Origin of the sequence: Candidatus Poriferisodalis sp. (assembly GCF_965215815.1) — a bacterium.
GTDB lineage: Bacteria > Actinomycetota > Acidimicrobiia > Acidimicrobiales > Poriferisodalaceae > Poriferisodalis.
In genome coordinates this window covers 1-15926 of record NZ_CBDCEO010000005.1, presented here as the reverse complement: position 1 = coordinate 15926, position 15926 = coordinate 1, and the positions used below count along the sequence as shown (strand labels likewise).

Here is a 15926-nt window from a genome sequence, read left to right as displayed (position 1 = left end):
CACGCCACAAGCACCCGGCGGAAATTCGCTTGCCGCGCCGCCGCAATCCGGTGGTGTCCGTCCACGATGTACAGCGGCCCCTCGACTGCCACACCGGTGCTCGCTGCAGTGGTCACAGCCCGCCACAGCGTGACGCGCGCGCCGTCGACGGTCTTGGTGTCGAGTACTGCGGGCAGCGGCGGATCGGCCTCCGCTGCAGCCACCGTGGCCTCGATGACTTCGGTGACGGCGACAGGGCGGGGTGAGGTCAGGACCACCGGACTCGACATCCGGCCAACCTCGTTGAAGTGCATTGCCAGTCCGTGCACCCGGGCAGGCTGCGTGTCCTCGTGCGGCCGCAGCTCGTGCTCTTCGAGCCTGACGGAACCGAGGAGCGCATGCTGGGTATGCCCGTCGGCCTCGACACGCTGCACGTACAAGCGCGGGTCCTGTTCTGTGCCGAACGCCCCCAGACCGATCAGCCGCTCCAGCGCTTTGGTGCTGCGAGTGGCGTGATGAAGATGCTCGGTCGGGTGCCCGAAACTCTCTGGCGGCGAACCGGCGACATGCGCGAAGGAGTCAGGGTTGTCTGCGAGATGCTGGGCTTGCTCGTCGGCTGTGAGCGAGTCGTATGGCGCGGGAATCACCGTCGGCGCCCACTCGGGCGTCAAGATGCGAGCGCGCACCGGCTCGATCATCAGCTCCCTCCCCACGCACGGCCCGTCAGTCGCGTGCAGCGGATCGAAGTTATCTCACTGTTGGAGGTGCCTCCTACCGCGGGGCGACAGGGGCCGCTTCGCACCGGAAGGCTCAGGGAATGACGCCGGCATATTTCAGCTCCGCGATCGTCTCCCATTCGTAGCCGTGCTCCAGCAGGATCAGCTCGGTGTGCTGGCCGAATTCCGGAACCGGCGCCGTGACTTCCCAGGCACAAGCGGAGAAGTCCACGGGCGTCGCGACCATCTCAGTGGTGTCTCCTTCGGGTGTCGGCACCGATACCCAGCAGCCCGCTGCGCGTGCCTGGGGATCCGACAGCATCTCGAGCGTGGACTGCACTGGCGCCCACCAGACATCCCCGGCATCGAAGATCTCGCCCCACTCGGCGCGGGTCCGTGTCGCGATGACCTGGTCCATCTCGCTGATCAGCGCTTCTGAGTTGGTGTAGCGCAGCTCGATATCGGCAAAGCGCGGGTCCGCGCGCCAATCGGTGCGGCCAAGGGCTTCGGTCACCGCAGGCCAGTGGCGATCGCCCTCGAGGCCCAGCATCCAGAACCACTCTCCGTCGGCGCAGCGGTAGCAGTTGATGAGCGGGTTCGGTGGATTGTGACGACCCCAAGCGACGGTCTCGGAGCCCGTCATGGCGGTGACGTTGTGATCCCAGCCCAGCATGTACGCACCCAAGCGCAGCAGCGACGCCTCCACGAGCTGGCCCTTGCCGGTGCGCGTGCGGTGGAAGAGTGCCGCAGCCACGCCTGCCGCGGCCGACATGCCGGTCATGTGGTCGCCCATGCCGCCGCGCTGATAGGGCAGCTCACCGTCTTGAGGCGTCAGCGATCGCGCGATCCCGGCGCGCGACCAGAACGCGCCGACGTCATAGGCGTGGCGGTCCCGCTCGTCGCCGTGCAACGAGAAGCCGGTGACGCTGGCGTAGATCAGACGTGGGTATCGCTCCGCGAGCGACGGATAGTCGAGACCCATCCTCTCGAGTCCGCCTGGTCGGATATTCGACAGAAACACGTCGGCGGGGGCCAGCAGTGCGTGCATCGCCGCCATGCCGTCCGGCTGGCGCAAGTCGAGCGCGATGCTGCGCTTGCCCCGATTGTCGAGGTCGAACGGCGGGTTGCCCGCACCTGGGTACAGCCATTCCAGCGAACGGAATGGATCGCCTTGCGGCCCCTCGACCTTGACGACATCGGCACCCCAGTCAGCGAGGATGCCGCCACATGCCGGGCCAGCGACCCACACCCCCAGCTCGACGACGCGGATGCCTTCCATCGGCCCGGCCATCCATGCCTCCCCGCACTCAGCACGACCCGTCTTTGCAGTGCCGACGCAGGGTACTCAACCCCGCTGGCACAACCGGCGAGCAGTGGTGTGATCGACGCGCTCGGCGGGAGCAAGCGTGCGGCTGGTTGCCGCATCGATCCATTCCTGCGGATCCGCAGGCACCGTCGGCGCGTCGGATGAGAACGTGACCCGAATGCCGCGGCGCACGAGGCTCGCCAGCGGCCACAGCCAGCCCTGTTCAATGGCGGACAGTTGCTCTTGGTACTTCTGGGCGCGACGCGTGACGAAGCTGGGCTGCGTGACGACCGCGATGCCGAGCCGGGCGATGCGATCGAGCTGCTCGGGTAACGCGAGCGCGCAATGTTCAATGCGGTCGGGCTCGGGGCGACCGGGCTCGGGGTGCGATGGCGGCTGAGCCTCCAACGCGTCGAGTGTCGCCTGCAGCGTGTCGATGTCCATGGCGTGTACCGCAACGGGAAAGCCTCGATCGCGTGCGGCGGCGACCATCTCTGCGACAACGCCCTCGTCGTCGTGCGGCGGCATCACCTTGACGTGACCGACTCGCACGCAGCCCTGCCCCTGCGCGGCCGCGGCTGCGCGGGATCCCGTGACGTCCATGCCGAAGGACACATCGCCAAGCGTGTCGAGCCGGTCACAGCCGATCATCGCTGTGATCTCCACGGACGGCTCAGCCGCCGACGCATCCGCCAAGAGCTCGAGCGCCGCCACGTCATTGGTGTGGGTGGTGTCCGTGCATGCCGTGAAGCCCGCGGCGGCCAGCTCGACAAGCACCTCGCCGACCGCAGCGACGGTCGTCGACCGGTCCGGGCGCGGCACACGCGCCAGCAGGTCGTGCCGCTCGGTGAGCACGTCTGCGGCCGCGAGGCCGAGGGCGTGCGCAGCAGCAGTGTTCACCACTGCGACGTGACCCGTGATGTGATGCAGCACCGTGGGCCGATCAGCCGTCGCAGCGTCGAGTTCCGCGACGGTGGGATGGCGCCGTTCGACAAGCAGTGCGTCGTCGTAGCCCCATGCGCGCAGCCAGGCATCGGCGGCCATGTCACCGCCTGAGCCATGGTCGCTGCGGCCGCGGACTGCTCGTCGAACAAGCGCCAGCATGTCGGGGATCGATGCAGCATCGCTGACGTCCACCGAGCGGCGCGCTGCTGCGCACGCCAGCAAGTGCAGGTGATCGTCGAGATACTCCGGTGTGGCCGCAGCGTTCACGGCCGACGCTGCGACACGACTTTGCGAGCCGACGGCCTAGACGCCCAGCTCTTCAAGCATCGGAATGAGGTCGCGGCGCAGCAGCTTGCCGGTGGAGGTGCGTGGCAGCTCGTCCATCAGGTGGACGAACTCGGGCCGCTTGAACGGGGCCAAACGCTCGCGCGCGTGCGCGACCAGGTCGTCACCGGTGGCGCCGCTGCCAGGGCGAATGACTGCAGCGGCGGCGACGCGCTCGCCCCACTCCTCGCTGGGCAGACCCACCACGGCGGCTTCGAGAACGGACGGGTGGTCGTACAAAATTCTCTCGACCTCGTCGGGAAGCACGTTCTCGCCACCACGGATGATCATGTCGCCGGTGCGGCCAGCCAGGAACAGGTAATCGTCGTCGTCGAGGTAGCCGAGGTCTCCCGTGTGCACCCAGCCCTCGTCGTCGATGGTCACTCGGGTCTTCTCTTCGTTGCCCCAGTAGCCGTCCATCGCACGGAACGTCTGCAGCTGCACTTCGCCGATCACGCCCGGTGCAACCGACTCGCCGCTGTCGGCATCGACAACGCGCACCTGCACGTCCTCGAGCACCTGTCCCACCGACGACAGCCGGTGCAGCTTGCGTTCTTGCTCCTCGGCTGTCCCGGAGATGCGGTGATCGTCGGGGTCGAGTACCGCCACCGTGGACGTTGTCTCGGTCTGGCCGTAGGCGCCGGCGAACGCCACGTTCGGCGGGAACATGTCGATCGCCCGGCGGATCACTGAAGGAGGCATGGGCGCCGCGCCATAGGTGACTGCTTCGAGACCGCTGAATGCCTGCGGTGCGAAGTTGGGCGCCTCGAGCACCCGGGCCAGCATCGTGGGCACCAAGAAGGCGTGCGTCACGGCATGCGCTTGCACGCAATCGATCCACGACGATGCCTCGAACTGCGGCAGCAACACCACAACGCGCCCGCTGTAGAGCGCATTCAGCATCGAGGTCAGACCCGCGATGTGGTACAGCGGCGCCGCCACGGCCATGCGGCCCATATCCTCGCCGGTCGCAGCGTCGTTGGTCCCCATGACGTAGCCCGTGATCGCCCCGTTGGTGAGCTTGACGCCCTTGGGCATGGCCGTGGTGCCGCTGGTGTACAGCAACGTGCACAGTCCGTCAGTGTCGACGTCTTCGGGAACGGGCAGCTCGAAGGCCTCGTCCCGTGCGGCGGCGTAGGACGCCGGATCATCGAGCACAAGGACGTGCTCGAGATCAGCGGGCTTGTTCTGCTCGACGAGATCGCTGTAACGCGATTCGGTGAACAGGACGCTGATACCGCTGTCGCTGAGCAGGTGGGCTGTCTCTTGCGCGCCAGCGCGGAAGTTCATCGGGACCACCGTTGCACCGACGAATGCGCCGCCGAAGATGGCTTCGACGCACTCGACGCTGTTGGTAGCGAATACCCCGACGCGGTCGCCGACACCGACACCGAGCATTGTCAGCATCCCAGCGGTGCGCGCCACGTTGTCGAGCAACGCCTGGTACGTGACCTCGCGTGGAGCTCCGCCACTGGCTTCAGCTGAGGTATCGACCAGGATGACCTGATCGCCGGCGATGGTCGCCGGCATGAAGAGCAGCATTCCGAGATTCACATCAGCCCCCTGTGGCCCGCACGGGCGTAGATAACGGCAGATACTCGCAGGTGTCGTCGCCCCCGCGCCAACCGCGGCGCGCGAGACAGCACAGTGTGCCCAGCGCTGTGCGCGATGACTCGCACGCCTTCGGGTGGGATCCGTACGCTGCGCGTATGAAGCGACTCGCATGCGCCCTGCTGAGTCTCGGCTTGCTCGCAGCCGCGTGCAGCAGCACCGATGGCACCTCACCCAACACGGTGACCGACGGAATAGTCCAGGCACCGGCCACCGCAGCCGCGGCTCCAACCACTGCTGCCGCGCCGGCGACCGCCGCGGCGCCGGCTCCCACCACGCGGGCCCCGGCACCGGCGACAACGGCCGCGCCCCCAGATGAGGCCGACGTCGCCGCTGAGGCGGATGGGGCGCCCGTGGACCCACTCAGCGCAGCCGTGCTGGGCTGGATCGAAGAGACCGGCGCACCCGGAGTCGTGCTTGCCGTCACCCAACGAGGCGCCGAGCCGGTCACCTTCGCCTGGGGCGTCAGCGATCTCGCCAGCGGCGCGCCAATGACCGTCGACCACTACGTCCGCATCGGGTCGGTGACCAAGTCGGTCACGGCGGCGGTTGTTCTGCAGCTCGTCGCCGAAGGACTGGTCGAGCTAGACGCGCCGGTCGCGCGCTACCTGGGCGACGACTGGGCACCGGGATACGAGCACGCTGCGGCGGTGACCGTGCGGGACCTGCTCGGGCACACCTCAGGCTTCGTGGAGTTCGCCGTCGACCCGAGGTTCTTCCAACTTGCGGCGTCGCGGCTGGATGTGCCGACAACGCCCGAGGAGATACTGGAGTTCGCTGCGGCCTACGGACCAGTGGCCGAGTTGGGCACCGAACGCCACTACAACACCACCGGCTACGTCGCTGCGGGCTTGCTCATCGAAGCCGTCACCGGCACCACCGCAGCAGATGAGATCCGAACTCGGGTGTTCGATCGGCTTGGTCTGTCGCACACTTATCTGACGCCCAGCGAGTTCCCGCCTGAGCCGACCGCGAACGGGTACGTCGGCGGCACATTCGCCTACGTGCTGGGCCCGATCCTGGGGCTGACCACTGCCAACCAGATCGAACACAGCGGCGCCATCTACGTCGACATCGGAACGATGCCCCAAGAGCTCGCCCGTTCCGCTGGTTGGACCGGCGGCGGTATCGAAGCACGCATCGGCGACGTGGCGCTGCTGATCCGAGGGCTGTTCGCAGGCGACATCCTCAATGCGAGCCAAGTCGCCCTCATGACGACTGGCCATCCGGATCCCGCCGACAACGACGGCTTGGGCATCAGCACCGACGAAGTCATGGGCCTGACGGTCCACTCCCACGGGGGCGGCGTTCCGGGTTTCCGCACCATCGCTGCGTACGTGCCCGCGTTCGACCTTGGCATCGCCATCACCGCCAACCTGCTCGGCATTGACGGCGACAACGACGTGGACGAGCTGCTCGTCACACTGGCCCCGATCCTGGCGACCATGGGCTGACGGGCGCTCGGGTGACTCGAAGCCGGCGGCGATGAAGCCCGAATCGCCCCGTTGCCCGCGGCACTGCAAACTTCGGCGCTGCTCAGCCCCATCCGGCTTCGTAGAGGCGCAGCCAATTGAGGCCCAGGATCGCCTTTGTCTGCTCCGCTGAGTAGCCGCGGCGCAGCAGTCCACGAGTCAGATTTGGCAGGGTTCGCGGGGTCTCGATGCGCTCCGGGTACCGATGCGGCGGCGCAGGATAGTCAGAACCCGCCCATCTTCCTGCCGCCTTCTCGCGCTCATAGTTGCTCAGCGCTTGCGCATCATCTGCGACGAAGTGCTGGCCGAGGTAATAGTCAATGCCCAGCCCGACGTGGTCGATTCCGGCGACGGACACAAAGTGATCGACGTGGCGTGCCCAGTATGAGCGCAGTCGACGATGACCTGTGCCTCGTTGCAGCGTTTCACCAGTTCCCGACCGAACGGCTTGAGGCCGCCGTCGCGCACCTGTGCACCGAAACCGGCTGCGTTTTCTGTGTTGTAGCAGAGCTGCATGATGCCGACGCCGAGCTGGCTGAAGGCGTCGATGTGCCGAAGCTCGGACTCAATGGGATCGGTGCCTTGGAAGTGGAAGACCACCCCTGTGCGATTCGCCTGCTTGGCGGCGCGCACCTCGGCAGCGTTGCTGACCAGCGTGAGATCCTGCCGGTCCCGCATGAATTCGAGCCAATACGCGATCAATCCGAACGACTGCATCGCCGTTCCAGTGGCACCCACCGTCGGCGTCACGATGTTCACCCCTCCTTCGATGTACCAATCGACATAGTGGGGCTTGACCAACAGGGGACATGTGCCGTCGACCACCAACGCTGCGTCATGCAACGCTGCCGCATCGTCGAGCCCACCTTCGTCACTCGAGTCCATGTCACCCTCAGTCACCCTCACCCCTGACGCAATGGCCACGCGATAAATGGCGAGCTCGGATGCTCACGCCGGCAACCCAGACGTCACTCGTCACGCTGGCCCCGTTGCTGGCAATCATGGGCTGACCGACCGCCGGGCTAACGAATCTGGGAATCGGCAATACTTGCCGCGTCGGGACTGGCCTTCGGGGCCGGACAAGGGGGCAGCAGTGAGCCAGTTGTTGACCGGCATCCGAGTGCTGGAACTGGCGACGGGAATCTCGGGTCCGTACCTGGGCAAGCTCTTCGCCGACCACGGCGCCGACGTCATCAAGGTGGAGCCGCCCGGCGGTGATCCGGCGCGGCGCCACGGTCCGTGGGGCGCTTCAGGGACGCCGTCAGGGGCCGACAGCCTGGAGCGCTCGCCGCTCTTCCTGCACCTGAACACCAACAAGCGGAGCGTGATCGCCGACCTCGACACGCCGTCGCCGAGCGCCGACGACGTCGATTTCGTCCAGGACGCTCGTGGTGGAATCCGACATCGTGATCGAGTCGTTCGAACCTGGACATCTCGATGGCATTGGGCTCGGCTACAAGACGATGTGCCGATTGCGCCCTGGCATCGTGCTGACCTCGATCACGCCGTTCGGCCAGACGGGTCCGTACGTGGAGGCCGGCTATCGGGGCAGCGACATCGTCACCTACGCGATGGGCGGGCCGATGTGGGGCACCGGCATCGACGAGCGCGAACCGGTGAAGCTGAGCGGTGACGTCACTTCGTATCAGGTCGGCAATCTGGCAGCAGTGCCAACGCTGGCTGCGTACCTCATCAGCCGGCGCAGCGGACGGCCTGCACATGTGGACGTGTCAGCCTTCGAAGCACAGGCGGGCACAATCGACCGGCGCAGTTCGTACCTCATCTACCAGGCGTACACCGGTACCGATGTTGCACGCGAGCCCCGTCAGCCTCAGCGGGCGTCGCCCGTCGGCTTCTACCCCGTGACGGATGGCTGGGCGCTCGTGTTCACCCTCCCCACGTGGGCGCCCCGGATGGTGCAGACGCTGTCTGCGGCCGGGCTGGGGCTGGGCGACGGCGAAGACGGCAGTTCGCTGGCCGAACGATTCGCAAGTCCCCGGTGGGTGTTCGATCCCGACCTGCCCGACATGGTCGAGACTGCCTTGTACCCGTGGCTGTTCAGCCATTCCAAGGCGAGCGTGGCGGCAGCGGCGCAAGTCCACAAGTGGGCGGTGACGCCTTTGAATGCACCGGTCGACGTGCTCGACGACGAGCACTTTCGTCTCCCGCGGTGTGTTCGTCGACGTCACCCATCCTGTCGCTGGGACCGTGACCCAGCTCACAGCGCCATTTCGCCTGCACGCTGGCTCGGATTCGCCATCGGATGCTGGGCCCGATGTGCCGGCGCCGGCACCGTTGCTCGGCGAGCACGACGCTGCGACGCGTGCCCGCGCCGCTGAACGCTCCCGCAGGGACGCTTCGGCCAGCGATGCTGCAGCCAGCGATGCGTCGGCCAGCTCAGCCGATTCGAATGCGCAGGCTGATCGTGAGCCTCCCCGGCTGCCGCTCGACGGCATCCGAGTTCTGGACCTCACTGTGGTGTGGGCAGGCCCCGGCTGCACGATGTACCTGTCCGACCTCGGCGCGGAGGTGATCCGGGTCGACAACCCGTTCGTCTTCCCGACCGCCACGCGGGGACTGATGGCGCGTCCGCCTGCCGAGATTGTGCAGGAACTGGGGCCGCTGTCGGGCTACCCCGACAACGATCCGGGACCGCGGCCGTGGAACCGTCAGAACATGTTCAGCTCGCACGGCCGGGGCAAGCTGAGCTGCACGCTGGACCCCCGCACCGAACTGGGGCGCGAGACGCTGCAGCGGCTGCTGGGTCACGTCGACGTGATTGTGGAGAACAACTCCATCGGCGTGCTGGCGAAGCTGGGCATGGACTGGGAGACGGTCCACGCAGCAAACCCGCGGACGATCATGCTGCGGATGCCGCCCATGGGTCTCGACGGCCCGTCGGCCGATTGGCTGGGATTCGGCGCCAATTTCGAGGCGATGTGCGGGCTGACCGGCCTGCGCGGCTACGCCGACGACGACCCCACGAGCCTGACGTCGGTTTTCCACATGGATCCCGCCAGCGCTGCAACGGCTGCGTTCGCTGTGCTGGCAGTGCTGGCGCGTCGTGACGGCGCCGACGGCGCCGGCGGAACCGGCGCCGGCGGAACCGGCGTCGGCGAGCTCATCGAGTTCTCCCAGTCAGAGAACGTGATGCAGCACATCGGCGAATACTTTCTCGACGCTGCGGCCAACGAAACCCGTCATCAGCCGCTCGGCAACCGGTCCATCGCACGTGCACCTCAGGGCTGCTACCGCTGCGCGGTGGATCCGGCTCGGCCCGACCAGGACGACGAATGGGCAGTCATCGCGTGCGAGAACGACGCTGACTGGCGGGCACTGGCTGCCTTGCTGGATCGGGCCGTCGGCGAAGGGGTGTCGAGTCTTGAAACCGACGAGCGGTTCGCGACGCTCGAAGGCCGGTTGGCGCATCACGACGAGATCGACGTCCGCATCAGCGCCTGGACCCAGCAGCTCACATCAGCCGAGGTCTTCCATCAGTGCCAAGCGGCTTGCGTACCGGCTGGTCAGGTGCTGCGCGAGTCACAGCTTCGGACGGATCCGCAGATGACGGACCGCTGCTGGTTCCGCCAGAACGGCTCGGTCGAGCAGGGCTGGCACAGTTTTCCGGGGCGCCAGTGGCGCTGGGACGGCCCCGAGATGCCCTGGCGACCGATTGGCATCCTGGGCGATGCCAACGAGTACGTCTTCCGGCAGATCCTGGGCCTCGATGACGTCGAATGGCAGGCGCTGTGCGACGAGGGCCACATCACCGGGGACTACCTGCACCCCGACGGCACCCCGCTGTAGCCAGGGTGTGCTGCGCGGCAGCCCTGATCGTCGATACCGGTCACGGGTAGATTGCCCGCATGACAAGTGACACGGGTACAGACACCGAGATCGAATTCTGGGTAGACCCCATCTGACCTTGGTGCTGGGTGACGGCCAGGTGGGTCGTCGATGAAGTCGCCTCTGAGCGCAACCTGAAGGTCAAGTGGCAGCCGATCAGCCTGCTCTTCAAGAACGAGCCGGCGACGGACAGCCCGTACTACGAAGCAGTTGTGGGCACCCACAATCAATTGCGGGTGATGGAATCGATCCGCGCCGCCGAGGGCGACGATGCGGTGTTCGGCGTGTACTGGGATTTCGCCAGCCGCATCCACCACGACGGCGATCGCGATTTCGACGTCGCGAAGGCACTCGAAGAGCTCGGCATCGATCCGGAGCACGCCAAGGCGGCAACGGACGAGTCGTGGGATGCCGAGATCCGGACGCGCATGGACGAAGGCTTGGCGCTTGTCGGCACCGATGTGGGCACGCCGATCATCGCTCTGGACCGCAGCGACGGCGAGCGCGTCGGCATCTTCGGCCCGGTCATCACGCGGGCACCCAAGGGCGAAGAAGCCCTGAAGCTGTGGGACGGCATGATCGCCATGATGGACGTGGACGGCTTCTGGGAGCTGAAGAAGACCCGCACCGAGCGCCCCGAGTTCGGCGATCGTCCGGTCACCGTCCCGCCGGTTGGCTGACCGGCCCAGACTCACGGTTTCTGGAGCGATGAGCGGCACCATCCTCGACGATCTCAAGATCATCGACACCGACAGCCATTGGTCCGAGCCCTACGACCTGTGGACGTCGCGGGCGCCCGCGAAGTACCGAGACCGGGTTCCGCGGATGACCACCAAGAACGGCAAGCGCCGCTGGTGGTTCGACGACTCCATCCCGATCGGCCTGCCGATCGCGTCGTCAGTCGTGGGCCCCGACGGCGAGAAGGTCACCGGCACGGTGTTCTTCGACTTCGACAACGACATGGTGCACCGCGCCAGCTACGACGCCGAAGCCCGGGTTGCGATGCTTGATGAACTCGGCATCGAAGCGCAGATCATGTACCCCAACGTCGCCGGCTTCGGGAACCAGAACTTCCTGAAGTCGCCAGACGATGCGCTGCGCCTCATCTCGGTCGAGATCTACAACGACGCATTGGCCGAGTTCCAAGAGGAGAGCGGCCAGCGGGTGTTCGGCATGGCGCTGCTGCCGTGGTGGGATCTCGACGCCTCGGTGCGAGAGATCGAGCGCTGCCACGCAAACGGCCTGCGAGGCATCGTGACGTGCTCGAACCCTGAGGAGGCGGGCCTGCCCGACATGGCGCTGCCGCATTGGGATCCTGTGTGGCAGGTCTGCTCGGACCTGGCGATGCCGGTCAACTTCCACATCGGCTCGTCGAAGGGCAACCTTGACTACTACGGCAAGGCACCGTGGCCGTCGTTCGGACCCGAGCGGCGTCTGGCCGTGGGTTCGGCGAACCTGTTCATGGGCAACGCCCGGGTTGTCGGCAACATGATCTATTCCGGTGTACCCGAGCGCTTCCCGGAGCTGAAGTTCGTCTCGGTCGAAAGCGGCGTCGGCTGGCTGCCGTTCTTCTTGGAAGTGCTCGACCACCAGATGCACGAGACGGCGCCCAACGAGCTGGCCGAGCTGTCGATGCTGCCCTCGGACTACTTCCGGCGGCAGTTCTACGGCTGCTTCTGGTTCGAGCGCTCAACAGTCCGGCCCACGCTCGAGTACGTAGGTGCGCAATCGCTGATGTTCGAGACCGACTTCCCGCACCCGACCTGCCTGTACCCCCGCGACGACCACGGCCTCGCCCTAGCGCTCGAAGGGATCCCCCACGACGACGTCGAGCGCATCATGTCGCTCAACGCCGCAGAGCTGTACCGCATCAACATCTGACGCACTTCAGCTACGAATGCAACTGACCCGCATCTCGTCGAGTCCACCGGGGGGCTGAGAGCTTGTCCGATTACCCGCCGCATGTGACAGAGAGTTTGTGGTTCCAACTCTGGATTCGCAGCTTCCAAGCAGATGATGCCATCACGAGCGCCGCTGCGCACACATTGCGCGCACTGGAGTTGGGGTGGGGGAACGGCCCTGACCGCCTGCGCTCGATCGAGCGCGATGCTGAGTCCGCGACACTGACGGCAGCCGCCATCATTTTCATGTTGGAACTCTTCGGCCGCTTCTTGCCGACGAATATCGCTGGCCACAACACGCGAACAGACATGGTGTCGCCGCACGCAGTGCCTATGGACATGCGACGTCGAGCCCAGACGATCCGAGTACTCGATCGGGGCCTGAGTCCGAGAGTTCGCAAACCCCGACGTATACGCCCGCGTCTCGAGAGAATTGCACGACGGGAGACACGGGATGCCACACTCGCCATCTCGCTACTGGATCAGCTACGCGAACAAGGTCCCGCGCTGAGCGACAACGATCAACCCGCAGGCGGTGACGAACTACGCACAGAACTCAAGCGATTGTGGCAGTCACCGTGCATTGACGCGCTCAATGCGACAATCGTTGCCGTTGAACTCCTGGATGGGTGTGCCACGTTCGGAACCGGAAGCGACTATATGGACCCTTTCTTCGAGGCGAATGCTCACTCGATTTCACAAGCAGCTCTGGAATCGCTCGTCGTCTGCAGATATGACTTAGTAACCCAATCGACGATCTTACTTGCTCTGCCGTGAACCAGACGTCGTACTTGTGGTGTTCGCGAGGTCCATAGAGTGGTTGACAAGTACGTATCTGATACCGCCTTATAAGGGCGCTCCGCGTTTGCGCAGCACACTTTGCCTAGAGTATGGGTAGCCCATGCACTCTCAGCCGCCGGCAAGGCGGGCTCGGCAGTCGGGCGCACCGATACTTCCAGCGATGCTAGAGAGGCCGCCAACGCGTGCACCAAGCGGAGCGAACACTCAAGCCGGGGATGCCTCGAGCTCGCCAAGTATCCGCACGCAAGCCTTGTCACCACAGGAAGACGGTCTCGCCAATCGCGGATTTGTCCACGGATCTGATCCCGACGTTTCAACTCCTATGCATAGTGCTCATTATCCTCTAGTGTCCGGAGATTCAAACCCTCGGTGCTGGGATCGACAACACGGACTGCCACCAATAAGGCCTCGCAGCGTAAGCGCTCGACCATCTTTCGGTGGAGGTCATTCAACTTTGTTCGCTGGCCGCGGCACAGACTATCCAGGTTAAAGTCAGTCACACCTGTCGACATCGTCATTGTGTCAGGGAGATTGGCCTACACAAATCAGCACACGCATGGTGTTTCTGGCGCGAGATACTGACCGATGGTCCTACCGCTATCCCAATATGTCGCAGCAGTTCGCTAGCGACGGTATTGCCTAACTTGGCTGCCATTGCGTCATTCGAAGAAATCCCAGCCCCATCGATCCGCCAATACCACTACTTGACGGTGAAATAACCTGTACGTCGCCAGTTCGTTTCCGGCGTCACTAAGTTCGGCGCTCAATGATAGGCGGCTCAGTCGTCCGATGCCTGCCGTATTGAATGAGCCAGTCATCAACGAGCCAGTCATCAGTGAATCAAGCTCATCGAGCCTTGCGTTCTCGGCGTTACATTCCCAAGAAAGCCAATTGCTCTGCGCGGTTTCTAGCTGCCGTAGTGCTTCGAGACGAATAGTAGCATAGTATTCGGCATTCGCCCACAGTTCGGCGAGTTCGAACACTTCGGCAGCGCGAGGGTCCCTGCTGGCCCAATCGGAATAGAACTTCTCCGTTGTTTCACTTGCCTGACTGGCTGCGGCATCAGCTTGGATTCTCCGGATTTCGGCGTCGGCAGACGCATTTACCATATTCAGTGCTGCTCGGGGGCAAAATATGAGCTGAAGTTCCTGCTCAGCAGTAGGGATCGATGTCGGAGATATCGCAGTGCTACTAGTTGTCACCAATATTGTTGTTGATGGTGGTAATGATGTTGTGGTGGATGGTGTCGTGGTCTCCGTTACGGTCGCACGGGCCGTCGCAGTCGGTGCGCCACTTGTTGTAGGCACAGGCGGTTGAGAAGACGCGCATGCCAGCACGATCAACGCCATGGCGGATACGAGCATCTCCGACATTAACATGTGCCGCTTAGCCCAGAATCGCCAAGTGGGTCGGGTAGTCCCATTCATCCGACGAGGTCTCTGAGTTGGGATCTTGCCATTGTAGAGTGGGGCATATCTGACTGTTCGTGACAGGTTGTCGGCATTCTCAAGAGTGTTTACCTCTTGCTGGAATGAGGGTGAGCGCTACTGATATCGGTCGTCAGCGAGAGATGTCTAAACCCGTGAGTCGATCACCGATTTCCGCCCCCAACGTTTGCAACCCGTCTCGATTAGGATGGTAGCGGATGTGCCTGAGATGGCTTATGTCGAATGGAATGTCTCGCCCATCTTGGACTATGGGTATAACTGGCCTGCCAACGGCATGGGCGATGCCCATCTCATAGAAGACATTCGCATTGCGACCTGTGCAGTCAACGATGACCACACTTGAGGCAAGAATGAGATCTACAATGTCTTGCACGATAGATTCGTTCCGCCAGATATCATCAGCTCGCTTACACTGCAAATTCCTCGATACCACAGATGTCTTGATATGATCATACACCTGATCGAACTCCGAAGAGAACGGCATCATTACTGCAATCGTGGGTATTCTTGTGCCCAACACGTTTCGCAGCTCAAACACTGTCGGATATAGATGAGGTTTGAATTGTGCGCGCAAGATGCACGCATACAGATCTGCACCCTTAACCGCCCAATGTGTGCGCCTACACTCGAACTCATTAAGAGCACCTACTGAAGTGAGCATCTCGAACATCGACTCGTTAGCGATCGGGGGAATCGTCTGGTCGAAAGTGTATTCGATACGAACCGTTCGCTGGCTTGGTCGAGTTTGCGTGATTCGGGCCACACAGGCTGTCTGATCGCCGTCCTCTAGATCAGAACGCTCGGGCATTAGCACCGTCGGCAATGTCTGTAAGGATTCAAAATCTACGCGTCCTTGGATTCGAAATCGGCCCGCTATTGAATCTTCGGTATGTTCCAAGACACGCGTAATGTCGATTGAGTCGCTCCCTTCGCGATTCCAACCGTCCTTCTTGACAAGTAGGTTGAACACTGCGACCTCGCTACATGCCCGACAATTCACATCCAACTCGAGATGTGGTTGTGAGCGAGCCGAGTGTAAAGCGCCAAAGCAACGACAACTCGAAAGCGTGGCTCGTTCAACGTGCATGCGGCTGGCTCGGGCGGACACAGCACTCCTCGCGGTGGCCCTACGGGGTCCGTGAGTCGTGACATCGGCATGTTCTGGGCGAGCCGCGACCACACTTACGTGATGCCGACGTTCGAGCTCGCGCGGGGCTAGGCGATCAAGTCGCGATCGCGCAGCCAGTGTTGCCAGCGCTCGTGCACAGGGGGCGAGAGCCACATGCCGCTCCACATCTCCATGAGATGGTCGACGTTGATATAGCGGCGCACGTCGTCCTCGGTGCCCTCGGTCATGACGAGCTGGTACACGTACATGCGGTCTCGCCGATCCTCGAGATCGAATTCACCCTGACCGCTCCATGCAATGCGATTCGGAAGCCTCACCCGCCCAGTGACGGGCGCGACCGTGTCCTCCCCGAGGTCGTCGGGGATCTTCACAGGTCGGGAAAAGCGAGTCGTTGCCACTGAATCCAAGCCTAGAGAACCTGCTGAACTGCCCGAGAGCGAATCCTCTG

The 15926-nt window shown here is 64.0% G+C and carries 14 protein-coding genes and 1 pseudogene; 6 read left to right on the top strand and 9 right to left on the bottom strand.

The window, feature by feature from the left end; genetic code table 11:
* The 4 genes from ACOOHB_RS00765 to ACOOHB_RS00750 all read right to left on the bottom strand — a co-directional run.
* Nucleotides 1-677 (bottom strand): DUF1015 family protein (locus tag ACOOHB_RS00765; protein ID WP_420442924.1); only part of this gene is annotated, 677 nt, incomplete at its 3' end.
* Between the two features lie 112 nt (nucleotides 678-789).
* Entirely contained in the window at nucleotides 790-1986 is a 1197-nt protein-coding gene (locus ACOOHB_RS00760; protein WP_420442923.1) for a CaiB/BaiF CoA transferase family protein, read from the bottom strand.
* 54 nt (nucleotides 1987-2040) lie between these two features.
* The gene (locus ACOOHB_RS00755) at nucleotides 2041-3213 is read right to left on the bottom strand and encodes an amidohydrolase family protein (RefSeq protein WP_420442863.1); all 1173 of its coding nucleotides are present in this window, start codon (nucleotides 3211-3213) and stop codon (nucleotides 2041-2043) included.
* A gap of 36 nt (nucleotides 3214-3249) precedes the next feature.
* Nucleotides 3250-4800 (bottom strand): class I adenylate-forming enzyme family protein, encoded by a 1551-nt coding sequence (locus ACOOHB_RS00750; RefSeq protein WP_420442922.1) that lies wholly within the window; start codon nucleotides 4798-4800, stop codon nucleotides 3250-3252.
* Nucleotides 4801-4979: 179 nt separating this feature from the next.
* On the opposite strand from ACOOHB_RS00750, the gene ACOOHB_RS00745 reads away from it, so the two are divergent.
* Entirely contained in the window at nucleotides 4980-6335 is a 1356-nt protein-coding gene (locus tag ACOOHB_RS00745; protein ID WP_420442921.1) for a serine hydrolase domain-containing protein, read from the top strand.
* 82 nt (nucleotides 6336-6417) lie between these two features.
* Here the strand turns inward: ACOOHB_RS00745 and ACOOHB_RS00740 are convergent, their stop codons facing one another.
* Both ACOOHB_RS00740 and ACOOHB_RS00735 read right to left on the bottom strand, forming a co-directional pair.
* Complete coding sequence (locus ACOOHB_RS00740; RefSeq protein ID WP_420442920.1) at nucleotides 6418-6711, bottom strand: membrane dipeptidase; 294 nt, start codon at nucleotides 6709-6711, stop codon at nucleotides 6418-6420.
* Nucleotides 6624-7238, bottom strand: a complete 615-nt coding sequence (locus tag ACOOHB_RS00735; RefSeq protein ID WP_420442919.1) for a membrane dipeptidase — start codon at nucleotides 7236-7238, stop codon at nucleotides 6624-6626. Before ACOOHB_RS00735 ends, ACOOHB_RS00740 begins: the two co-directional genes overlap by 88 nt.
* A 46-nt stretch (nucleotides 7239-7284) precedes the next feature.
* Here ACOOHB_RS00735 and ACOOHB_RS00730 point away from each other — a divergent pair.
* From ACOOHB_RS00730 to ACOOHB_RS00710, 5 genes and pseudogenes are all read left to right on the top strand, one after another.
* A pseudogene (locus ACOOHB_RS00730) lies at nucleotides 7285-7692 on the top strand (CoA transferase); the annotation flags it as partial.
* A 52-nt stretch (nucleotides 7693-7744) separates the two neighbouring features.
* Entirely contained in the window at nucleotides 7745-8692 is a 948-nt protein-coding gene (locus ACOOHB_RS00725; RefSeq protein WP_420442918.1) for a CoA transferase, read from the top strand.
* Entirely contained in the window at nucleotides 8631-10160 is a 1530-nt protein-coding gene (locus tag ACOOHB_RS00720; protein ID WP_420442917.1) for a CaiB/BaiF CoA transferase family protein, read from the top strand. Before ACOOHB_RS00725 ends, ACOOHB_RS00720 begins: the two co-directional genes overlap by 62 nt.
* Before the next feature lie 128 nt (nucleotides 10161-10288).
* Entirely contained in the window at nucleotides 10289-10879 is a 591-nt protein-coding gene (locus tag ACOOHB_RS00715; protein ID WP_420442916.1) for a disulfide bond formation protein DsbA, read from the top strand.
* 28 nt (nucleotides 10880-10907) lie between these two features.
* Nucleotides 10908-12080 carry an amidohydrolase family protein gene (locus tag ACOOHB_RS00710; RefSeq protein WP_420442915.1) on the top strand — a complete coding sequence of 391 codons (1173 nt, stop codon included), beginning with the start codon at nucleotides 10908-10910 and terminating at the stop codon, nucleotides 12078-12080.
* A 1480-nt stretch (nucleotides 12081-13560) separates the two neighbouring features.
* Here the strand turns inward: ACOOHB_RS00710 and ACOOHB_RS00705 are convergent.
* The 3 genes from ACOOHB_RS00705 to ACOOHB_RS00695 all read right to left on the bottom strand — a co-directional run.
* A complete protein-coding gene (locus ACOOHB_RS00705; RefSeq protein ID WP_420442914.1) occupies nucleotides 13561-14010 on the bottom strand; it encodes a hypothetical protein in 450 nt (149 codons plus the stop codon).
* 451 nt (nucleotides 14011-14461) lie between these two features.
* Nucleotides 14462-15319, bottom strand: coding sequence for a hypothetical protein (locus ACOOHB_RS00700; RefSeq protein ID WP_420442913.1), 858 nt, complete (start codon nucleotides 15317-15319; stop codon nucleotides 14462-14464).
* A 245-nt stretch (nucleotides 15320-15564) separates the two neighbouring features.
* Nucleotides 15565-15926 (bottom strand): hypothetical protein (locus tag ACOOHB_RS00695; protein ID WP_420442912.1); only part of this gene is annotated, 362 nt, incomplete at its 5' end.